The organism is Nitrosomonas sp. Is35, from assembly GCF_033063295.1.
Taxonomy (GTDB): domain Bacteria; phylum Pseudomonadota; class Gammaproteobacteria; order Burkholderiales; family Nitrosomonadaceae; genus Nitrosomonas.
In genome coordinates, this window is sequence record NZ_JAWJZH010000001.1 from 2,169,972 (window position 1) to 2,191,438 (window position 21,467).

25 protein-coding genes and 1 tRNA gene are annotated in these 21,467 nt (G+C 44.8%); 1 reads left to right on the forward strand and 25 read right to left on the reverse strand.

From position 1 onward, the window contains the following. Window positions 1-2: 2 nt before the first annotated feature. The 16 genes from R2083_RS10260 to R2083_RS10335 all read right to left on the reverse strand — a co-directional run bounded on the left by R2083_RS10260 (window position 3) and on the right by R2083_RS10335 (window position 12,675). Entirely contained in the window at window positions 3-1,256 is a 1,254-nt protein-coding gene (locus R2083_RS10260; protein WP_317531192.1) for an NADH-quinone oxidoreductase subunit D, read from the reverse strand. A gap of 52 nt (window positions 1,257-1,308) precedes the next feature. Continuing rightward, complete coding sequence (locus R2083_RS10265; RefSeq protein ID WP_317538389.1) at window positions 1,309-1,929, reverse strand: NADH-quinone oxidoreductase subunit C; 621 nt, start codon at window positions 1,927-1,929, stop codon at window positions 1,309-1,311. A gap of 4 nt (window positions 1,930-1,933) precedes the next feature. Then, window positions 1,934-2,410 (reverse strand): NuoB/complex I 20 kDa subunit family protein, encoded by a 477-nt coding sequence (locus tag R2083_RS10270; RefSeq protein WP_108698557.1) that lies wholly within the window; start codon window positions 2,408-2,410, stop codon window positions 1,934-1,936. Window positions 2,411-2,414: 4 nt separating this feature from the next. Continuing rightward, the gene (locus R2083_RS10275; RefSeq protein WP_317531194.1) at window positions 2,415-2,771 is read right to left on the reverse strand and encodes an NADH-quinone oxidoreductase subunit A; all 357 of its coding nucleotides are present in this window, start codon (window positions 2,769-2,771) and stop codon (window positions 2,415-2,417) included. Between the two features lie 80 nt (window positions 2,772-2,851). Further along, window positions 2,852-2,936, reverse strand: a tRNA-Leu gene (locus tag R2083_RS10280). Between the two features lie 56 nt (window positions 2,937-2,992). Further along, the gene (gene secG, locus R2083_RS10285) at window positions 2,993-3,379 is read right to left on the reverse strand and encodes a preprotein translocase subunit SecG (RefSeq protein WP_317531195.1); all 387 of its coding nucleotides are present in this window, start codon (window positions 3,377-3,379) and stop codon (window positions 2,993-2,995) included. A gap of 20 nt (window positions 3,380-3,399) precedes the next feature. After that, complete coding sequence (gene tpiA / locus R2083_RS10290) at window positions 3,400-4,155, reverse strand: triose-phosphate isomerase (RefSeq protein WP_317538390.1); 756 nt, start codon at window positions 4,153-4,155, stop codon at window positions 3,400-3,402. Between the two features lie 225 nt (window positions 4,156-4,380). After that, entirely contained in the window at window positions 4,381-5,175 is a 795-nt protein-coding gene (gene pstB, locus R2083_RS10295; protein WP_090319168.1) for a phosphate ABC transporter ATP-binding protein PstB, read from the reverse strand. A gap of 5 nt (window positions 5,176-5,180) precedes the next feature. Next, window positions 5,181-6,107 (reverse strand): phosphate ABC transporter permease PstA, encoded by a 927-nt coding sequence (gene pstA / locus R2083_RS10300; RefSeq protein ID WP_317538391.1) that lies wholly within the window; start codon window positions 6,105-6,107, stop codon window positions 5,181-5,183. A 47-nt stretch (window positions 6,108-6,154) separates the two neighbouring features. After that, on the reverse strand, window positions 6,155-7,087 hold the full coding sequence (pstC, locus tag R2083_RS10305) for a phosphate ABC transporter permease subunit PstC (RefSeq protein WP_317531198.1): 933 nt from the start codon (window positions 7,085-7,087) through the stop codon (window positions 6,155-6,157). 198 nt (window positions 7,088-7,285) lie between these two features. Next, window positions 7,286-7,978: a NapC/NirT family cytochrome c gene (locus R2083_RS10310; protein ID WP_317537410.1), complete on the reverse strand. Its 693-nt coding sequence runs from the start codon at window positions 7,976-7,978 to the stop codon at window positions 7,286-7,288. After that, complete coding sequence (gene cycA, locus R2083_RS10315; protein ID WP_317529994.1) at window positions 7,978-8,697, reverse strand: cytochrome c-550 CycA; 720 nt, start codon at window positions 8,695-8,697, stop codon at window positions 7,978-7,980. Before cycA ends, R2083_RS10310 begins: the two co-directional genes overlap by 1 nt. A gap of 97 nt (window positions 8,698-8,794) precedes the next feature. After that, complete coding sequence (haoB, locus tag R2083_RS10320; protein WP_317532046.1) at window positions 8,795-9,787, reverse strand: hydroxylamine oxidation protein HaoB; 993 nt, start codon at window positions 9,785-9,787, stop codon at window positions 8,795-8,797. Between the two features lie 35 nt (window positions 9,788-9,822). Further along, on the reverse strand, window positions 9,823-11,535 hold the full coding sequence (locus tag R2083_RS10325) for a multiheme c-type cytochrome (RefSeq protein ID WP_317529993.1): 1,713 nt from the start codon (window positions 11,533-11,535) through the stop codon (window positions 9,823-9,825). A gap of 309 nt (window positions 11,536-11,844) precedes the next feature. Then, the gene (rpsT, locus tag R2083_RS10330) at window positions 11,845-12,111 is read right to left on the reverse strand and encodes a 30S ribosomal protein S20 (RefSeq protein ID WP_090319638.1); all 267 of its coding nucleotides are present in this window, start codon (window positions 12,109-12,111) and stop codon (window positions 11,845-11,847) included. A 183-nt stretch (window positions 12,112-12,294) separates the two neighbouring features. Continuing rightward, window positions 12,295-12,675: a hypothetical protein gene (locus R2083_RS10335; RefSeq protein WP_317531199.1), complete on the reverse strand. Its 381-nt coding sequence runs from the start codon at window positions 12,673-12,675 to the stop codon at window positions 12,295-12,297. Window positions 12,676-12,838: 163 nt separating this feature from the next. Here R2083_RS10335 and R2083_RS10340 point away from each other — a divergent pair, with 163 nt between their 5' ends. Then, window positions 12,839-13,192 (forward strand): hypothetical protein, encoded by a 354-nt coding sequence (locus R2083_RS10340; protein ID WP_317538392.1) that lies wholly within the window; start codon window positions 12,839-12,841, stop codon window positions 13,190-13,192. Here the strand turns inward: R2083_RS10340 and R2083_RS10345 are convergent. The 9 genes from R2083_RS10345 to R2083_RS10385 all read right to left on the reverse strand — a co-directional run bounded on the left by R2083_RS10345 (window position 13,185) and on the right by R2083_RS10385 (window position 21,346). Further along, window positions 13,185-13,634, reverse strand: coding sequence for a GNAT family N-acetyltransferase (locus R2083_RS10345; protein ID WP_317531201.1), 450 nt, complete (start codon window positions 13,632-13,634; stop codon window positions 13,185-13,187). The two genes, R2083_RS10340 and R2083_RS10345, sit on opposite strands and share 8 nt — an antisense overlap. Window positions 13,635-13,656: 22 nt before the next feature. Then, the gene (locus tag R2083_RS10350; protein ID WP_317538393.1) at window positions 13,657-14,952 is read right to left on the reverse strand and encodes an adenylosuccinate synthase; all 1,296 of its coding nucleotides are present in this window, start codon (window positions 14,950-14,952) and stop codon (window positions 13,657-13,659) included. Window positions 14,953-14,987: 35 nt separating this feature from the next. After that, window positions 14,988-16,139: an ATP phosphoribosyltransferase regulatory subunit gene (locus R2083_RS10355; protein WP_317538394.1), complete on the reverse strand. Its 1,152-nt coding sequence runs from the start codon at window positions 16,137-16,139 to the stop codon at window positions 14,988-14,990. Between the two features lie 38 nt (window positions 16,140-16,177). Next, window positions 16,178-16,363 carry a DUF2065 domain-containing protein gene (locus R2083_RS10360; RefSeq protein ID WP_317538995.1) on the reverse strand — a complete coding sequence of 62 codons (186 nt, stop codon included), beginning with the start codon at window positions 16,361-16,363 and terminating at the stop codon, window positions 16,178-16,180. A gap of 211 nt (window positions 16,364-16,574) precedes the next feature. Continuing rightward, window positions 16,575-17,450, reverse strand: coding sequence for a protease modulator HflC (gene hflC / locus R2083_RS10365; RefSeq protein WP_132427620.1), 876 nt, complete (start codon window positions 17,448-17,450; stop codon window positions 16,575-16,577). Continuing rightward, window positions 17,451-18,641, reverse strand: a complete 1,191-nt coding sequence (gene hflK / locus R2083_RS10370) for an FtsH protease activity modulator HflK (protein ID WP_317531204.1) — start codon at window positions 18,639-18,641, stop codon at window positions 17,451-17,453. It abuts the gene before it with no gap. Window positions 18,642-18,662: 21 nt separating this feature from the next. After that, window positions 18,663-19,850, reverse strand: a complete 1,188-nt coding sequence (gene hflX / locus R2083_RS10375; RefSeq protein ID WP_317531205.1) for a GTPase HflX — start codon at window positions 19,848-19,850, stop codon at window positions 18,663-18,665. After that, entirely contained in the window at window positions 19,850-20,095 is a 246-nt protein-coding gene (hfq, locus tag R2083_RS10380; RefSeq protein WP_108698741.1) for an RNA chaperone Hfq, read from the reverse strand. Before hfq ends, hflX begins: the two co-directional genes overlap by 1 nt. A gap of 258 nt (window positions 20,096-20,353) precedes the next feature. After that, on the reverse strand, window positions 20,354-21,346 hold the full coding sequence (locus tag R2083_RS10385) for a cytochrome-c peroxidase (RefSeq protein ID WP_317538395.1): 993 nt from the start codon (window positions 21,344-21,346) through the stop codon (window positions 20,354-20,356). Between the last annotated feature and the right edge of the window lie 121 nt (window positions 21,347-21,467).

Consider the following 21,467-nt stretch of genomic DNA (forward strand, 5'->3'; position numbering starts at 1 on the left):
CGTTATCTATCTATCTCACCAAATACTATGTCTTGCGTACCAATGATAGCAACCACGTCAGAAATCATATGACCTCTCGACATTTCATCCAAAGCAGCCAGATGCGCAAATCCAGGTGCGCGTATTTTCAAACGGTAGGGTTTATTTGCACCATTCGATACTAAATAAATACCGAATTCACCTTTAGGGTGCTCAACCGCTACGTAGGCCTCACCCGGGGGCACATGAAATCCTTCCGTAAATAATTTGAAATGATGAATCATTTCTTCCATGTTTTGTTTCATACCGACACGTGAAGGCGGCGCAACTTTGTGATTATCAGTAATCACCGGTCCCGAATTTTTACGTAACCAATCGACACATTGCTTAATGATGCGATTGGATTGACGGAACTCTTCCATACGTACCAAATAGCGATCATAACAGTCGCCATTAACTCCAACAGGTATATCGAAATCCAGGCGGTCGTAAACTTCATAAGGTTGTTTCTTTCTTAGATCCCATTCGACCCCTGAGCCGCGCAACATAGGACCGGTAAAGCCCAATGCTTTAGCACGTTCAGGCGAAACAACACCGATATCAACCAAACGCTGTTTCCAAATTCTATTATCTGTCAATAATGTTTCATATTCATCAACATATGTTGGAAAACGATTGGTAAAATCTTCGATAAAATCTAACAGCGTACCTTCTCTATTCGTATTTCGTATGCGTGTTTCTTTTTCACTATGAATCTTAGAAGACTGGTACTTCGGCATTGTATCGGGTAAGTCACGATAGACACCACCGGGCCGGTAATAGGCGGCATGTAATCTGGCACCCGATACTGCTTCGTAACAATCCATCAGATCTTCTCTCTCACGGAATGCATACAAAAACATTGTCATTGCGCCCACATCCAATGCATGCGCGCCGATCCATAACAGGTGATTCAGTATGCGGGTGATTTCATCGAACATCACCCGGATATATTGCGCTCTAATTGGCACTTCGATTTGCAGCAGTTTTTCGATCGCCATGACATACGCATGTTCATTGACCATCATCGAAACATAATCCAGCCGATCCATATACGGTACGGATTGGAGGTATGTTTTATTTTCCGCTAATTTCTCAGTAGCACGATGCAATAATCCAATATGGGGATCAGCACGCTTTACAACTTCTCCATCTAATTCCAATACAAGCCTCAACACGCCGTGCGCTGCAGGGTGCTGCGGTCCAAAATTCATGGTGTAATTACGTATTTCGGCCATAAGCTACTTCATAAAATTCTTATAAGATACAATGCAAGAGACTCAATAGTCGTTATGATTCACAGTCGCCATAATGTTCTTCACGAATTACAAGCGGTGTGATTTCTCTCGGTTCGATAGTAACAGGTTGGTAAATGACACGCTTTTGCTCAGCATCATAACGCATTTCAACATGACCGGTGATTGGAAAATCTTTGCGGAACGGATTGCCTATAAAACCATAGTCGGTCAATATACGACGCAAATCCGGATGACCGGTAAAAACTATTCCATAGAGATCAAACGCCTCGCGCTCAAACCAATTAGCAGTTGGCCAAATTTCAGTCACTGAATCCACACTCGGAAATTCATTATTCTCAGCTAAAACCCGAATGCGTAACCGATAGTTCTTTTCTACTGAGAGTAAGTGATAGATCACAGCAAATCGCTTATTACGCAGACCATGCCTTGCTGACAACTCGTCGCCATAAGCTGAGTAATCAATACCACACAGGTCTATCAATGTATCAAATCTTAATTGAGAATTGTCTCGTAAATTTGTACACGCAGTGATGATATCTTCCGCGCGCACTATGATCGTTATCTCACCGAAATGTGTTTGCAAACTGACCAATTTATCGCCCAACACATCCTTCAATGCTGCCGCAAGATTCTCTAATTGAGTAGTAGACATAGGGTTAGCGTGCAATAGTATTGGTACGGTTTATTTTATTTTGTAGCTGAATAATGCCATACAGCAAGGCTTCAGCTGTCGGTGGACATCCAGGTACATAAATATCAACAGGCACGATACGATCACATCCACGAACTACCGAATAAGAGTAGTGATAATACCCGCCACCATTTGCACAGGATCCCATGGATATCACCCAGCGTGGCTCTGCCATTTGATCGTAAACCTTGCGTAAAGCCGGCGCCATCTTGTTGCAGAGCGTGCCGGCGACAATCATTACATCCGATTGGCGTGGACTAGGTCTAAATACAATACCAAAACGATCAAGATCGTAGCGTGATGCACCAGTCTCCATCATTTCAACCGCACAACAAGCCAAACCAAATGTCATTGGCCACATCGAGCCTGTCCGCCCCCAGTTTATGATCGAATCCAAACTGGCTGTGACAAATCCTTTTTCAAGTGTTCCTTCAATACTCATAACATCAATCCCACTCTAATGCACCCTTCATCCATTCGTAGATGAAACCCACGACTAGGATACCCAGGAATGTCATCATAGCAATAAATCCAAACAAACCAATTTCGTCAAGCACAATCGCCCAAGGAAACAAGAAAGCAATTTCCAGATCAAATAAAATGAATAAAATTGCAACCAAGTAGTAGCGCACGTCAAATTTCATACGTGCATCTTCAAAAGCTTCAAACCCGCACTCATAGGGAGAAAGTTTCTCACTATCCGGACGATTCGGCGCCAACAACCATCCGCATAACATCGGAACGACACCAACCAGGAATCCAACAATCAAAAACAATAAGATCGGGAAATAATTTTCAAGCATTTTTAAATAATTCAATCATTCCAATTTATAGAATTTAAATCATGAATAAGAATAAAGTTTTCAAGAATATCAGCTTAGTGTGGTGCCGACGGCGAGACTCGAACTCGCACAGCTTACGCCACCGCCCCCTCAAGACGGCGTGTCTACCAATTCCACCACGTCGGCAGCAAAGCAATTCACATTATGATCAACAGGCTGCCTTACAAAAAATCCCTTAGAAACTATTCTGGTATCTGATTTACCTTTGAGCTACTCTCTACTTCAAGCACATTTTGATCGCGATCTGGAATTGATTTTTTCTCTGCTCCTGCCCCAGATGCACTTCCAGACTCTTCGGCCTGATCCATTATACTCATCACACTTGTTGAGCTCTCAGTTTGATTTACTGATAGATAGGTTAAACTCATGCTTGTAGCAAAAAACATTGCAGCGACAAAACCTGTAGCGCGGCTCAAAAATGAAGCAGACCCGCTTGCACCAAACAAACTTCCCGCAGAACCGCTACCGAATGCCGCCCCCATATCTGCACCTTTGCCATGTTGCAATAATACCAAAACCACTAATACAATCGCCAGCAAAACATGCGCTGCCCAAACTATAATTTCCAATGTGTACTACTCCCTAAAAATTAGTGACGCAAAGCGCGGCAAATCGCTATGAATTCACTTGAAATAAGTGAAGCTCCACCTATCAAACCACCGTCGATATCCGGCATTGCGAATAATTCAAGTGCATTATTAGCTTTCACACTGCCGCCATAAAGTATGGCTAATTCCCGTGCAATGCTCGCATTCTCTTTGGCAATGCCAGTTCTAATATACGAGTGAACATCTTGCGCTTGTTGAGGAGATGCGGTCTTGCCTGTGCCTATAGCCCATATTGGTTCATATGCAATGACCGCCTGACTCAGAGATTCTATGCCTGCCAATCGAATAACCGCCGTAAGCTGATCTTGAATTACTTGCTCAGTAATTCCAGCTTCTCGCTGCTCAAGTGTTTCACCCACACATAAAATTGGTGTTATGCCTGCACGTTGCGCGGCTAAATACTTTTCTGCAACGATAGTGTTATTTTCGCTAAATAATGTTCTTCTTTCCGAGTGCCCAACAATGACATACCGGCATCCGAAATCCTTTAGCATGGCCGTTGAAATTTCTCCGGTATATGCACCTTTTTCGTATTGACTTACATTCTGAGCGCCCCATGCAATATTGGTACTCCGCAGTGCATCTTGTACTGATGAAAGATAGGGATAAGGAACACAAACCGCCAGACGAGCTTCTTTTAACCCATTAACTCCAGCCACAACCTCGTCTAGCAACTGCTTGTTATCAACTAAACTACCGTGCATTTTCCAGTTACCCGCAACCATCTTTTCGCGCATTTTTACCACTTACCTCTACTTCCTAAAAGGGGGGAATGCTACATTTGATTCTTTACTAAGTCAATTATGATTCCATAATCGTCGTCCGCTGATACAGACAGTAAAGAATTGCTTTCAAATCCTTATTAATACTCAAGATACTATCTATCTAACCAAGATTACTTCAACTTCTGACATATACAGGCTTTATTAATGTATATGGATTTTCAAACTTATCGACAATATTTAACCGAATCGTCCGGTAATATAATCTTCGGTCTGTTTATTCTTCGGCTTGATAAAGATGGTATCTGTCACATTAAATTCGATTAATTCCCCTAAGTACATATAGGCGGTGTAATCGGAAACTCTCGCAGCTTGTTGCATATTATGGGTAACGATAAGAATTGTTACCTTATTTTTTAAATCAGTTATTAATTCTTCGATACTGGCTGTTGCAATGGGATCGAGCGCGGAAGTCGGTTCATCAAACAGCAATATTTCAGGATCTGTTGCCAAAGCTCTGGCGATGCAAAGTCTTTGCTGTTGTCCTCCGGAAAGATTAAAGGCCAAATGGTGTAATCGATCTTTTACTTCATCCCATAGCGCGGAATTGCGTAATGCAGCTTCGACCTTTTCATCCAAAATAGCGCGCTGTTTAATCCCGCGCACGCGAAGCCCATATGCAACGTTTTCATAAATGGATTTGGGAAACGGATTCGGTTTCTGAAAAACCATGCTTATTCTCATCCGCACTTCAATTGGATCAACGTTTGAAGCCAAAATATTGACATCATCCGGGTGAAGAATAATTTCACCTTCATAGCGATTACCGGGATATAGATCATGCATGCGATTGAAACAGCGCAGAAATGTCGATTTCCCGCATCCGGAGGGTCCTATTAAGGCAGTGATCCTCTTATCGTGCAAGACCATATCGATATTCTTCAGCGCATTAAATCCGCCATAGTAAAAACTGAGGTTTTTAACTTCTGATTTATATTGAATCGTTTCTATTGGTTTTTCAGAGTTGATTTGCATTGCTTTTACCACTTAATATTTTTTCGCATGCGATAACGCAAATAAATCGCCAAGCCATTCATTGCTAGCGTCATCACTACCAATACCAGCCCAGCAGCAGCAGCATTTAATTGGAATGCCTCTTCCGGCCGTGATACCCAATTAAACATCTGTATCGGCATCACCGTAAAAGGTGCTGTCAGCCATTCAATGGATAAATAAGGAAATTCACTTTTCACCGGTGAAGGCGGTAAAAAAGCAATAAATGTTAACGCACCAATCGTAATAATCGGCGCAGTCTCGCCAATCGCTCGAGCCAAGCCGATAATAATGCCTGTTAGAATTCCCGCAGACGAATACGGTAGCAAATGATCAGAAACCGTTTGCCACTTAGTCGCGCCAAGTGCATAAGCTCCTTCCCTTATTGATACTGGAATTGATCGTATTGCTTCGCGAGTTGCGACAATCACAACCGGCAAAATAAGCAACGCCAAAGCAAGTCCCGCAGCTAAAATGCTTTGCCCGAAACCCAATTGGTAAACGAATAATCCTAATGCGAGCAAACCATAGATGATAGAAGGTACACCCGCCAAGTTAGTTACATTAATCTCAATGATTTCGGTTAATAAATTTTTCGGTGCATATTCTTCCAAATACACACCCGATCCAATACCTAATGGCACTGCGGCAAATGCTGTTACCAACATCACCAGGGTTGTACCAACCCAAGCCGATAAAATTCCCGCTGATTCAGGCCGGCGTGAAGGAAAAGATGTAAAGAACTCCCAAGACAGACGTGGCATCCCGTCTATCAACATATGAGCAAATAGAGCCATAAAGGTTAATACCGCAATCATAAGCGCAATAATTCCGGTAATCATAAAAATCAGATCCCATTTCTTATGCAGTCCAATGATTTTTCTGATTTCTTCTATATTATTAACGCTCTTCATTACAAAAAATCACCCAAAATATTTTCACTTTTTGACCGTGTTAATTGTTAATAAATTTCTCTATATCGCTTACGCAATGCATGACCGATAATATTAAATAACAACGTTATCAGCAATAAAGTCAAACCGGCAGCAAAAATAGTTTGATAGCCAATACTACCGTGAGGCAAGTCACCCAAACTAACCTGGACTATATATGCTGTAATGGTTGCAGCTGGTTCCATGGGATTCCAGGTTAAATTTGGTTGCATCCCGGCAGCAATTGCAACCACCATTGTTTCCCCCACCGCACGTGATATGCCCAAAATATATGCAGCAGCTATCCCAGAAAAAGCAGCCGGCATCACGACTCGGATAGCCGTTTGAAAGCGCGTAGCGCCCATCGCGTAAGAGCCTTCTCGGAGATTCATTGGAACCGCTCGCATGGCATCCTCAGTCATTGAACTCACATAGGGGATAATCATTATCCCCATTACCAATCCGGCAGATAGCAAATTAAAGCCAGGCAATTCAGGGAAAATAATTTGCAACAATGGCGTAACAAATAATAATGCAAAATAACCATACACTACTGTCGGCACGCCGCCCAGCAATTCCAAGAAAGGTTTCGCCATTTCACGCACTGTAAATGGCGCAAACTCAGAAAGGTAAATAGCGATAATTGTTCCGAGTGGAAGCGCAACCAGCAAGGCAATTAATGAACTGACTATGGTGCCGGAAACCAGTGGCATTATTCCATAGTGAGCATCATCGAATAGTGGTGTCCATTGCGTATCGGTTACAAATTGCCAGATCGATACATGTTGAAAAAAAACCAATGATTCTTTTACCAGCATCACAATGATTGCGAGCATGATCGCTATCGAAAGTAGCGCCGACAAGAATAAGAAAGTCTCTATAAATCTTTCGTGCAAATGACGACGAAAGCTATATCCTAGTTTGCCAGCGTGAGTTATTTTAGTGCGTGACTCTTCTGCCAAAATACAAGCCCTTCATATGTTGAAGCATTATCGTAAAAGAAACGCTAGTGTGCTTTCAAAAACACAACCATTAATGATTTTTTCTTTTCGCTATGCTTTTCTTTTTTATTTCTTCTGTTAACACAAAAAAATTCTGGAGATAGCAACATCTCCAGAATTTTATTTACACTACTTTGAAGAGATGAAATTCACAGAAGACTACTCTTCATCTTCATCTTCATCATCACTCTGGGCTTCTGTGCTGCCAGCTGATCCTCCAGCCGCTCCTTCACCCTCGTCTTCTTCCTCGTCTTCGTCTTCTCCACTACCGCCTTCATCTTCTTCCTTCACCAAAACCAGCTTGCCAGCTTTCAAGCTCGCATTCAGGTCGGTCTTCGGTACTTCTTCATGTACCAGGTTCTGATGGCAGTCTATACACGTCGCACCTTCCGTCTTCATCTTCTTGTGCGCTTCTTGGGCGTCAGCTCCCGGTGGATTCGGGTTCTTATGGCAGTCACGGCAGGTGATGCTGTCCCATTTCTTCAGGTTCATCCGCGCATCGTGCGCCATGATCAAGCGGCGTTCGTTAAATTTCTCCAGCGTCGAGTAGTCATTCATCAGTTCCAGATACAGTTCTCTCGCGCCATCCACTGCGTGGCTATACACCGCTAAATGAAAGTTCTTGAAGCCTTGCGGTATATGACAATCTTTACAGCTGGGATTGACACCCAACGCACCATAGTGCGTCGATTGTCTTAATTCCGTTTGCGTATAGGTCATCGAGTGGCAGCTGGTGCAGAATTCTTCGGTCGAGAGTGCTGCTTCCCCGCCAAATACGACCGCTACCAGTACGATGCCCAGCAGACCACCTGTCAGCAGCGTGCCTATCGCTCCTTTTTGTATGCCTGTCATTACTCTTTTCCTTTATCTTTTTTGTCCCCTGTCTTTTCCTTTGCGCTGGCTTGGAATTCGTCATGGTACTTGAATTTTGGCTCGCCTACGAAAGTGCCGTCCAGTTTGTAATGCTCGTGCATTGCTTTGACGTCTTTGACCATCTTGTCAAAGTCAAAGGTGTATTTAGGGTCTACTGCAGGGGTGAATGGGGTGTAAGGGGCTTTCGCGCCTTTCCAGGGTGAGCCTTCGTAGTTCAAATGGCAAGCTGCGCAGGCTTCTTCAAAGTGGAAGTCTTGGCCTTTGTCAGCAACCACTTTACGTTGTGTGGTGGTGCCTTTGCTTTCAAATGCTTGTCCTGCCTTGCGGTGGTCGCCACGGTAGTTCTTACCAGGTCCGTGGCACGATTCACAACCTACTGCCGCTAGGGGCTTCTTCGCTGCTTCTATGGTATAGCCGCCTTTCTTGCCGAAGCCGTCTACGTGACAGCCTACGCAGTCTTTGTCTTGGGTGTAGTCTTTTTCCGGATCCAGTTTGGCTTTAACTTTGGCTTCTTTGCGTGCGCCAGGTTTCAGCGATTCCATCGCTTTGGCGTGCGCGGTGTCTTTCCATGCTTTGGCTTGCGATTTGTGGCAGGAGCTGCATTTCGCGCGTCCTTCAAAAGTGTCCGCTATCGCTGCGCCTGAGAAAAATGCGGCTGCTGCCAGAACAGCCAGTAGATAGGTTATTGGGTGTTTCATCCTTCCTCCTTTATGCTTTTTTAATTCAAGTTTTTGATGGCTCGTATTGTACGCTATCGCCGCTTTGTGTAAATGGCTATTTCGCTGGCGTTTCCGTTTACGGTAGCCGGTATACCCAGTAGCCGCCTTGTTGATAGATCAGTTGCGCTACGTCCAGTTCGGTCGGGGCTTTTTTGTCTACAAACGGTAACATCCTCGCCAGTAGGGTTTGGCTGCTCTTTTCGTCACTCAGGAAGAATACTCTGATTTCTTCGTCCGCGACCGATTGCAGGGTGTAGGTGTCAAAGTCGTTTTCCTTCAGTTGCACTTTCATCTGGTTGATCATGCCGTGCATGTTGCCGGTCATCGGGAAGTTCTGAAACGCTACGCCGATTCTGTCGGGGTGCATGAGTCCTGCTTTATACAGGTCGGTGACATGTACGATGACATAGGTTTCCCGGTCTGAGCCTATCAGTTCCCGCAGTTGCTTGACGCCTTCTTCCGCAGGGGCCGTCAGGGCTTCGCTGAAACGTTTGAATTGCTCCCGTTCTTTTTGACTGGCTTTGCTTCCCCAGAATTGTTTTTCATAGGCTTGGATGGCTTCGCTTTGTTCCAACCAGGGGACCGGTATCATCAGCGGTTCGTTCAGGTGGCTGGTAAAGAGTGTGTCGTGGCCGGTGAGCAGTTTGATTTGCCGCGATGTGTCCCACCATGAGAGTATCAGGGCGTCTTTCGGGGCGTGTTTGGCTATCGCCGCTGCCAGGGTGCTAAGTTCCGATGGTTTGCGGTCAAAGTTGTAGAGTATTTCGTTGGTGCTGTTCTTCCAGTAAATTAGTACCGGTGCTTCATCCTTTTGTCTTGCAACGATGAATTCGGCGATGGGTTTGGCTACGCCGTCCGCTTGTACTTTGTATTGGCTTAGCTTGAGTTCGGGCCAGCCCGATAGGTCCATTTTGCTGAACTTCTGGCTGTCGCCTTCCGCGACCAGTTGATATTGATAGGGGGCCGGTACCGGTTTAAACCATAAATACGCAAACCAGCCCAATAAAAGCAAACCTCCCGTCACTAGGATGATTCCTAATGACGGGAGTAGCTTGTCTGACGATCGCACTGCCTTGGCAGTGCGATCTTCTGCGTTAGCGCTTATCAAGCTTCGCTTTGTTTACGTTTGCGCCAGCCTGCCAGTGCCAGTGTTCCGGCTAGCAGCATGCCACCGCCTAAACCGCCCAGAGAGATTTTCTCTGCTGTGCCGTCTAAGTCGAGTAGGCTGGTTTTCTTGGTTTCAAGATTTTTAACACGTTCTTGCAGTGCAACCATTTCACGGATGCGGGTGTTTTCGTCTTGAATCTCAACATAAGCGCGGTTGATCGGACCCCAGCCTTCGGTGTAGGTCCAGCCGCCTGGGTTAACGTGCGCTAGGCCTACGTGCATCTTGGCCAGGTCGTTTTCATGCATTTCCAGCACTTTCAGTTCGATGGCTGCAGGGCTGTTGCCTTTCGACCAGAACAGTTGGGCAAAGTAGGCGTAGCCTTCTTTTTCCGGTGCAGGTGGTGCAGGACGGTTGGTTTTTTGACCGGTCAGCAGGCCTTCTTTGTACAGTTGATGTACGACTGCATTGGCTTCTTGGTATTTAGCCAGTCCTTCCAATGTGCCTTTGTCCATCAGATCGAGGTAGGAGCGGGCAAAACGTTCCGAGTGGCATTGGGTACAAGTGACTACCCATGAGTCCAGACGTTTTTCCGACCATTCACTTTTGATGTTTTCCGCAATTCCAGGAACAAACGGGTAGTTCGCCCAGCGGATTTTTCTGACCATGTTGTGGCTATATTCGCCTTCGTATTCCATGTGGCAGCCGGCGCAGGTTGGTGCGCTTTGTCCGCCTACTGCATAGGCGTCTTTTAACGGTGCTTCCCAGTTCCATTGGTTGCCCAGCATGCCGACAATTTTGCCGTGCTTGGACATGGAGTACGCTTCCCAGTTGTTGTGGTCTACGCCGCTGTGACAGGTTGCGCAGGCTTCCGGTCTGCGGGATTCCGCTGCTGAGAATTCGTGACGGGTGTGGCATGAGTCACATTTGTTTTGGTTGGTGTGGCACATTGAGCAGCCTTCGGCTACTTCACGTTGTGGCATCGCTGCCCATACGGTAGTTTCTACGTTGGCTTTGTAGTCCAGTGCGTGCGATGGGCGTCCATCCGGCCATTGGTCGTGCGGCCAGATCATCGTGTCGCGTTCCGATTCACGTTCCGCAAATTCTGCCAAGTGACAGGTGCCGCATACATCGGCCGTCGGCATTCTGATGTCTTTGGTGTGGTCGGCTTTTTTCTTCGCACCAATGTCTACGTGACAGTCGATACAGCCAACTTCTTTCAGGTTCTCGCCTTCAGCCAGTCTGCCCATCGAGCGAAGGTTCTTTTCGACTTCTTCCAGTTTGGCTTTCTTGTAAAAAGTAGGTTCGCCCGGTTTCAGGTTGCGCACTTTGTCCAGGTTCGCATGGCTGCTTCTCTTCCATGCTTGTACCCATACCGGTGATTCGTCGGTGTGGCATTCCACGCATTCTTTACGGCTTGCTACTTCTTTGTTCGTGGTCGGTGATTTGTAAAATGTCGCCGGATCCAGGTAAATTCCGTACGGGATCGGTTCCCAGTATTGCGCCAGTGTGCCGCGTCCCGCTCCTTGCGCAGGATCTTTGTAGCGCTTAACCAGCGCTTCGTGCAGTTCCTTCGGCGTTACTTTCGTACGGTCCAGTTTCAACGCTTCATACAGTTCGTTCGGTACGCTCGGTATGTCAGCCTGGGCCGCTCCTATCAGCATCCCTCCTAACAGTACCGCTACTATCCTCGGCCATAGCTTGCCTTTCATCTCTCTCTCCTTTGGTTTTCCATAAGTTTCTTCCTTGCCTCTTCTTTACTTTGCTCTTCTTCTTGTTCTCTTCCACCATGAATACCCTTCATATACCCAGTATCCAGAGCTTTTACTTCCTTTATCTATCCATTCCCTCTGCCCATACAATTCCTCATCCCACAGGCAGTAAGCATCTTCTAGACTACTTAGTCACCTCACCACTGTCAAGGGGACTGTAAGCACGACACCAGCGCATTGTCCAGGTCTTTTTAATATATTTTTTACGCTATAAAATAAAAAAGTAAATTAACTATTCACTTAGCCATTTTAGCTATTTAGCATTTTGATGGCAGCAGATAATCGGCTTTTATAACGCGCAGCCTTATTTTTATGAATGATGCCTTTACCGGCAATTGAATCAACAGTTCCCAAGGAGCTATTGAAAGCATTTTGCGCCAATTCCTTATTTCCTGTTCCAATTGCCTTTCTAACTGATTTTATCGCAGTACGTAATTTAGACCGCAAACTGACGTTATATTCTCTGCGTTTGACCGCTTGCCTCGCACGCTTTCTTGCTTGTGCACTGTTAGCCATAAAAATCCACAGCTCCTTCAAAGAAAAAGGGTTAGATACTACTTTCTTTTTTTCTATATTGCAACCATAACTGCCTAAAACCTGAAGTAAATCTACAAAATCTCAAACATTTTAATGACTACTGCTCATCATGATAATTTTTAAAACTACAATTATAAAATCGATGATAGATTCCTATTGATTCTATTTTATAGAGCGTGGGGGTTTACAATAAAAACGCGATGGATATTCCGGATTGCGCTGTTTATTCCGAATAACGTCACCGCCTTCGTTGACACAGACCATTACCGATTTGTCTAGATTGGGAAAATATTCATTAGATCCTGGTTGAGCCGAGGTTGGCGGTACCTTTTCTCTGATTCTAGCGCAAAGAGCTGGCTCATTTGGTTTTGGCCGGTCATTTTCCATCGCTGGCAATGGACAAAGATTACAAGGGTCTCCAGGACATAAACAGCCTTCGCAATTGGCTAGTATCGGTGTCGCATAGGCAATTAGCCCTATACCGAGCAATAAACTCGCACTGATTTTAAATACTGATAAAAACATTCTTACACCTTTCGTCATATTTTTCCACCTGAAAAATTTTATCTCAACTTTGTTTTTACATCTTTAATAATGATTTGATAATCGATAACAATCAGCAGAAGCATCTGCTTTTTGTTATACTGATTTTACCTGAACTTAGATTGAGCTAAGAGTAACGCAAAAAACTTTGAGTCCATAAATCATGATAATGAATCTCAATTTAAAACTATTAAAATCTACTTTATGCATACTGAGTGTTCTGGTCGCCTCGTTTGCTCGTGCCGAAACCATTGAGCTTCTACAAAAAAATGCCAGTGCGGCATATGAAAAAATGATGGAATCCAAGCAAGCTGCTGAATCTTTGATGAAAGACGTTACTTTCGCTGAGAAAAAACTAGCCACAGCTAAGCAAAAAATGATTGAAGCTGAACGCGAAGCCGAAACAGCCAGGAGAAAATCGGAGCAAGCTAGGGTTGCGATGCAACAGGCAACTAGCCGGTGGAAACAAGCATCCGATACGCTAGCAAATGAATGGGGCAAATCGGAAATCAAGTAGTCAAAGTTGATTCTCTGATGAAGAGTGTCATTTTGACATGCGGAATACCAGCCTCCATGAATTCTTCTCCCATAATTTGAAATCCAAATTTTTTATAGAATGGTATAGCGTTCGTTTGTGCATGCAACTGCGCTTCAAACTGACGCCGTTTTATTAATACCTGCAATAAAGTTGTCAGCAACGCACTGCCCAAACCTTGACCGCGCCATTCTTTTAATACCGCCATACGGCCGATATGGCCATCCGGTAATAATCGCGCTGTGCCCACCGGCTGCCCAGCTTTATTTAAAACAAGCACATGCACGCTGGCTGCATCAAACTGATCCCACTCTAATTCTTCCGGAACCTGCTGTTCGCGAATAAACACCGCTGTTCGTACTGCGCGCAGAGCAGTCGCAGCTTCTTCCCAACTTACGATTTGTACAGCATCAGCATGGCTCACGATTAACTTCTAGTAAGCGGCATTATTTGAATGGATGACGCAGCAGAATCGTTTCTTCTCTGTCCGGTCCGGTAGAAATCATATCGATCGGTATTTCACAAACCTCTTCAAGACGCTTCAGATAGTTTTGCGCCGCTTTAGGTAATTGCGTGAATTCCTTAATTCCAGCTGTATTTTCTGACCAACCCGGTATTTCCTCGTAGATTGGCTCGCAGTTATCCAGGTCGTCAGCACCAACGGGCAGAATATTGCTGCAACTGCCATTACTCAATTTATAACCAACACCAAGATTCAAACTTTCCACACCATCCAATACATCCAGTTTAGTAATACATAGTCCAGTCACGCCATTGATTTGTATCGAACGCTTCAGCGCGACCGCATCAAACCAGCCACAGCGACGTGGCCGTCCTGTAGTTGATCCAAATTCATGACCACGCTTTGCGAGATGCTTGCCAACTTCGTCATCCAGTTCTGTTGGAAATGGCCCTGATCCAACTCGTGTGGTATAAGCTTTGGTAATTCCCAAGACGTAATGCAGCATCTGCGGCCCGACCCCACTCCCGGGAGCTGCGGCGCCAGCGACGCAATTGCTGGATGTGACAAATGGATATGTGCCATGATCGACATCAAGTAGCGCGCCTTGCGCACCTTCAAACAACAGATTATTTCCTGCTTTATTCGCCTCAAATAACAATCGCGGAACATCGGCTACCATGGGTTTGATTCTCTCGGCTTGGGCCAATGCATCATCCATTGTTTTTTGAAAATCTATAATCGGTGCTTGAAAATAATTTTTCAACACGAAATTATGATAATCCAGCATCTCACCCAGCTTGGCAGCAAAACGATCGCGGTGAAACAGATCCTGCAAGCGAATAGCCCGGCGTGCGACTTTATCTTCATAAGCCGGTCCAATGCCACGTCCCGTAGTACCTATTTTTCCGACACCCCTGGCCGTCTCGCGCGCGGTATCCAGAGCAATATGACAAGGTAAAATTAACGGGCAAGCTTCACTAATTCGCAACCGATTGCTGACATCAATTCCACTTTGCTCCAACATATCAATTTCACTGAGTAGCGCCTCCGGCGAAATCACGACGCCGTTGCCGATATAACAAACCACCGTATCACGCAGAATACCGGAGGGAATCAGATGCAATACGGTTTTCTTGTTGCCGATGACCAATGTGTGACCTGCATTATGTCCGCCTTGAAAACGCACCACGCCTTGCGCATGATCCGTAAGCCAGTCGACGATCTTGCCTTTTCCTTCATCGCCCCATTGCGTACCAATGACGACAACATTCTTAGTCATATTACTAATCTCTAAAAAATTCTGTTTCCAGATGATTAAATTTCTTTAACGATCCATTGCCCGTCATGCAATATTAATTGCCTGTCGCAATCGAGAGATTCGCCTGTTTGTCCCGGCAATTCCACCACAACGATCTGCCCTTCCTTGCGCAATTGCTTGATTTTGCTTTCCAACTCAGTGCTTTTTTCCTGATAAGGGGCGCTAATTGCCTTTGGATACGATTGCGGCTTCATCAATCTGGACAATTCTCTTAAATCCATACTAAAACCTGTGGCCGGGCGGGCCCGCCCGAATGCTTTGCCTATTTCATCATAACGTCCACCTAAAGCAATCGCATTGGAGCAACCACTTGTATAGGCAGCAAAAACCATTCCGGTATGGTAATGATATCCGCGTAGATCGGCTAAATCGAATGCGATCTCATCGACAATCGGTTTTATCTCCTCGTTAGCAATGCTCAATTCATTCAGGGCCGATCTGATTTCCGGATAATCAGGCAATCGATTGGCAGCATCGGCCAATACTTTGTGATCGCCATAAAGCTCAGGCAATAGCAATAATGCTTCGCGCGTTTGCTTTTGCAAATTCACACATAGTTCCTGCAAAGTCGATACATCTTTCGCTTGCAGCACCGCGTAAAGTTCAGTCTCAAGCTCGTACGAAATACCCGCACCTTTAATCAGGCCACGAAAAACTGCAACATGGCCAAGATCCAGATGGATTGCATTCACACCGGAGACCGCCAAGCACTGCAACATAAGCCGTTGAACTTCCAAGTCACTCTCCAAACCGGAATGACCATAAAGCTCTGCACCTACTTGTAAAGGTTCGCGCGTTTTAGTTACGCCTGCGGGTACGGTATGCAATACGCTATTGGCGTAACACAAACGTGTAACACCCTCAAAATTCAATAAGTGCGCGTCAATTCTTGCCACTTGCGGTGTCATATCAGCACGCAGTCCCATCATGCGGCCACTCAACTGATCAATCACCTTAAACATGTGCAGATCCATGTCACTGCCACTGCCGGTCAGCAACGATTCCACATACTCCAATAAAGGCGGCACCACTTGTTGATAGCCATGCACCATCAGCAGATCTATGACTTGGCGGCGCATACCTTCAATATGTATTGCTTCCGCAGGCAATATATCTTCAACAAACTCTGGAAGTAACCAATTGCGCATATTTACGATTGAAAGCCGTCAACAAAAAGAAAAAAACATCAACTGAAAATAAGAAGCACCATTAATCCGACTAACATCGAAGTCAAACCTACAAACCGGATCTGATTATCGTTAATCTCTGTTAGTTTTCTAAATGCTTCCCGCCATGTCTGCGGCGATAGAAAGGGTAACATTCCTTCTAAAATCAACATCAATGCAATTGCATTAAGAAAAGTTTCCCACATATTCAAAACAAACTCCGGATTTATCGTGCCAACCTGATTTCTCTACAAGAAACAGAAAAATTAAGAGGCTCTGATGTAATCGCATATACAAGAACCATTACGATTTCCAGAACCTCTTTCTCAGTAATTACATAATCGAGTTACATAAAACCACCTAGGTATGCTATGCAGAAATTGCGTTTACACTCTCATCCATACCGTCCCTCGTTACTTATTTGCTGACTGCCGGATTTCTCAGATACTTGAAAAAATCGGAGGTAGGCTCCAACACCAGCATGTCGCCCTTGTTTTTAAATGATTGCTTATAAGCATCGACGCTACGCCAGAAAGCATAAAATTCCGGATCTTTCTGAAATGCGGTGGCATAAGTCGCTGCCGCTTGACTATCACCATCACCCATCGTTTTTTGCGCTTCCCGGTACGCTTCAGCTAAGATGACTTCACGCTGTCTGTCGGCATCCGCACGAATCTTCTCTGATTCAGCCGCACCGGTAGAACGTAATTCATTAGCAACTCTTTTACGTTCCGCTTCCATACGTCTAAATACCGACTCACTGACCTCCTGCGGAAGATCGACACGCTTCAAGCGGACATCAACCACTTCCACACCAATAGAGCGCGCATCGCTATCCGCTTTCTGACGCATAATCTCCATAATGACATCACGCTCGCCCGAAACCACATCGTGAACTGTGCGATTACCAAATTCATCGCGCAAGCTCGCATTGATAGTTTGAGCCAAACGTGTCTGTGCCAGTGCTTCATCGCCACGCACGCTGATGTAATATTGTTTTACATCAACAATACGCCACTTCACAAACAAATCCACCAAAACATTCTTTTTCTCTGAAGTAATAAAACGCTCTGGTTCTTCGGTATTCATTGTCAGAATGCGTTTCTCAAAATAACGAACATTATGAGCAATTGGAATTTTGAAATATAAACCAGGTTCGGTTTTAACATCGATAACTTCCCCCAGCTGGAATAGAATGGCTTGCTGCCGCTCATCCACAACATAAATAGCTGAGCTACCCAGGAAAAAAATCGCAATAACAATACCTGAAAATACTGATGTAAAACTTTTCATCTATCTTGCCTCCCGTTCGCGACTGCGAAAAGATTCTCGAGCCCGCACACTGCTACCCTCAGATGTCGCTTCCTGCATCATAGGCTGCACGGCTACAGGTGAAACCGATGATGGCGCTCCGCTCATATTAATCAATTTATCCAATGGCAAGTACAAAAGATTGTTACCGCTTTTCTGATCAACAATAACCTTGCTGGTGTTAGAAAGCACTTGCTGCATCATGTCCAGATATAAACGTTCACGCGTAACTTTCGGCGCTTTACTATATTCAGCAAGAATCTGTTCAAAACGGCTGGCATCGCCCTCCGCACTGACAATCACACGTTGTTTATAACCCTCTGACTCCTGAATCAACCGAGCCGCATTACCCACCGCTCTTGGAATCACGTCATTGGCATAAGCCTGGCCTTCGTTCTTTTGCCGTTCTCTGTCTTGACCGGCTTTAACCGCATCGTCAAAGGCTGCTTGAACTTGCTCAGGTGGTTGCGCGTTTTGCATCGTCACTCTGCTGATCGAAATACCAATCTCATAACGATCCAAAATCTTCTGCATTAATTGCGTTGCATTAGCTGCAACTTGCTCACGGCCTTCGTAAAGAACATAGTCCATTTTACTTTTACCGATTACTTGACGGATTGCCGTTTCTGCCGCTTGCAAAACAGCTTCGTCAGGATTCCTATTCTTAAATAGGAAATTTTCCGGGTTATTCAATATGAATTGCACCGCAAATTGAATATCGATGATGTTTTCATCATCGGTTAACATCAATGATTCCCGCAATACTTTACTGCGCACATTGTTACGATAACCAATTTCAACCGTACGAACTTGACTGACGTTCACTAATTCTACTTTTTCAACTGGGTAAGGTATATGCCACCGCAAGCCTGCCGGCGCGGTATCCACATACTGGCCGAAACGCAACACAACGCCTCTATGCCCTTCATCCACGATATAAAATCCGCTTGCTAACCAGACTACCGCAAGCAAACCAAGAATCATTGCAATGCTACTGCCACTTTGCGGCTTGGGGCTTGGAGTGTTAGAACCAGAGCCGTCATCGCCTCCGCCGCCTTTTTTTTGCCCGAAAATATTATTGATCTTTTTGTTGACATTACGCAGTACGTCATCCAGATCCGGCGGTCCAGAATCACCTTTGTTTTTTCCCCATTGTGGATCATTTAATCCCATAATAATTCCTGTTTTGTTCGTTCAAAAAAGTTCTTGTACCGTAGCACAATCTCCAGTTATTTTCGGAATATCTGTAGATTCTTCATATAATTTCTTAGAGTTTTCTACTGCTGCTTCTGTCAATGCCTGTCTTACAAGTGCTATTCCGTCACCAGTTTTTGCACTTAAACGAATGCGCGATATTCTATCATATTCATCACGCGTGCAACCTTTACTAGCTTCTGCTAAGTCAGTCAGATCAATCTTGTTTAAAATTAAAATTTGCGGAATCGTATCGGCGCCAATTTCTCTCAAAATCTTATTCACTTCTTCAATTTGCTCATCCCGGTTAGGACTGCTGGCATCGATGACATGCAACAAGATATCAGCTTGCACAGTTTCTTCGAGTGTGGCACGAAAAGCTGCCACCAAGGTATGCGGTAGTTCTCGAATGAATCCTACCGTGTCTGAAATGACTACCGGCCCTCCTCCAGCAAGAAATAATTTTCGTGTCGTCGTGTCTAATGTGGCAAACAATTGATCGGCGGCATACGTTTGTGCGCGGATCAACTTATTAAATAAAGTAGATTTCCCTGCATTGGTATAACCAACAATAGATACCGACAATACATTGGTACGCTGTCTTGATCGCCTCTGCACAGTACGCTGGCGCTGTAAAGTTGCGAGTTTCTCTTTGAGCAATTTAACACGCTTCCGGATCAAGCGGCGATCTGTTTCCAATTGCGTTTCACCCGGACCACGCAAACCGATCCCCCCCTTCTGCCTTTCCAGATGAGTCCAGCCGCGCACAAGACGGGTCACCAGATGTTCTAGCTGTGCAAGCTCTACTTGCAACTTCCCTTCATGACTTTTAGCACGCTGAGCAAATATATCCAAAATCAGACTGGTGCGATCAATGACGTTACAATTTAACCGCAATGCTAAATTGCGCTGCTGTGCCGGAGACAAATCATGATTAAATACAACGAGTGTAGCGTTATTTAACGAGCTCAGCCGTGCAATCTCGTCGACTTTACCGCTACCAATATAAGTTGTCGGGTCAGGCCGCGAACGCTTCCCTTCCAGAATCGCCACAACTTGAAGTCCTGCACTAATAGCCAGTTGCTGCAATTCCTGCAAGCTATCAGCATGAGTGCTACTGCCAAAATCAATACCGACCAGTATCGCTGCAATGGCAGCATTCGCTCTATCCATACCTGATTCAAGCATCAGGCATCACGTGTATCCAATGTTTCTATGGGAATAGTAACGGCTCTTGCAGGCACTACCGTAGAAATCGCATGTTTGTATACCATTTGCGTAACCGAGTTTTTCAACAACACAACATATTGATCGAATGAATCAATCTGCCCTTGTAATTTAATACCATTCACTAGATATATCGATACCGGAATATGCTCTTTCCGTAATATATTCAAAAACGGATCTTGCAGTAACTGTCCCTTGTTACCCATGGGTAACTCCCTATTCTAATTATTGGTTATCGGAATAGTGACTCTACTTTATTTTTTAATGTAAATCTATACCTGATTGCACTAATACAGTAGAGCCATCATATTAATCTAAATCAACTACTGCCCGTAGCATCACTTACCTGATTTGGCGGTTCACAGACATTCAGATTGTGCGTTGACAACCTGAATGTCTGGATATTGATTCCCCGGTTTTGTTTCAATATTAAAATTGCTTATTTTTCAGCAACCTGTTCATTATTAGAACGGCACAGATCTTGGGGTATTATTGTTGGATGGCGGCAAAACCGGTAGTTTAATATCAGGTTGATCACCGGTTAATGTTTTTAAGAAAGCAACGATGCTATCAATTTCTTTCTTATTGAAATCACGGTCCAACTGAATTTTACCCATGGTTTTTACGGCATCTTCCAAAGTCGCTGCCGCGCCATCGTGAAAGTAGGGATAGGTTAATTCAATATTGCGCAAAGTCGGTACTTTAAAAACATTCAAATCGGTATCTTTTCCAGTGACCGCTTTTCTTCCTTCCGCTTTGCTTGCGGTTTTATACGGATGATGCACGCCGAACTTTTGATAAAGCGCGCCGCCAACTGCCGGGCCGTTATGACAACCGGCACAACCGCTGCTCTTGAATAATTCATAACCTTCGACTTCTTGCGCATTCAATGCTTTTTTGTCACCTTCCAGCCATTTATCGAAACGCGATCCCGGTGTAACCAGTGTTTCTTCGAAAGCGGCGATTGCGGTGGTTACCCGGTCAATATCAACCTGATCGGAACCAAATGCTTTTGCAAAATGAGCACGGTACTGAGGAATGGATTGCAGCACTTCGACAGCCACTTTATGGGTTGAAGCCATTTCACCTGGATTGGCAATCGGACCGCCGGCTTGTTCTTTCAGATCTTTTGCGCGTCCATCCCAGAATTGCGCCAAGTTCATACTGGCATTAAGAACGGTCGGGGCATTAATCGGACCTTGCTGCCATTTATGACCGATCGAGGTTGGAATATTATCCGTTCCGCCCATGCTCAAATTATGGCAAGAGTTACATGAAATAAATCCTGACTTTGACAAACGAGGATCAAAAAACAACATTTTACCCAGTTCAACCACATCAGCATTTGCTACTTTTGCGGCTTTAATGGGCTGAATAGGTTCATTGGCTGAAACATTAATCGAAGTGACAAGAGCGCCAATCGATAACAGTGACGCAACCACTGCACGTATCTTCATCGGTATTCTCCATAAGTAAATAAATAAAAAAACGGCTGTGATGGCGCAGCCGAACACGCCTGATGAAACACCCACACATGGGAATTTGTAAAAAGCGGAACGGCTTAACTGCGTTCCTGTT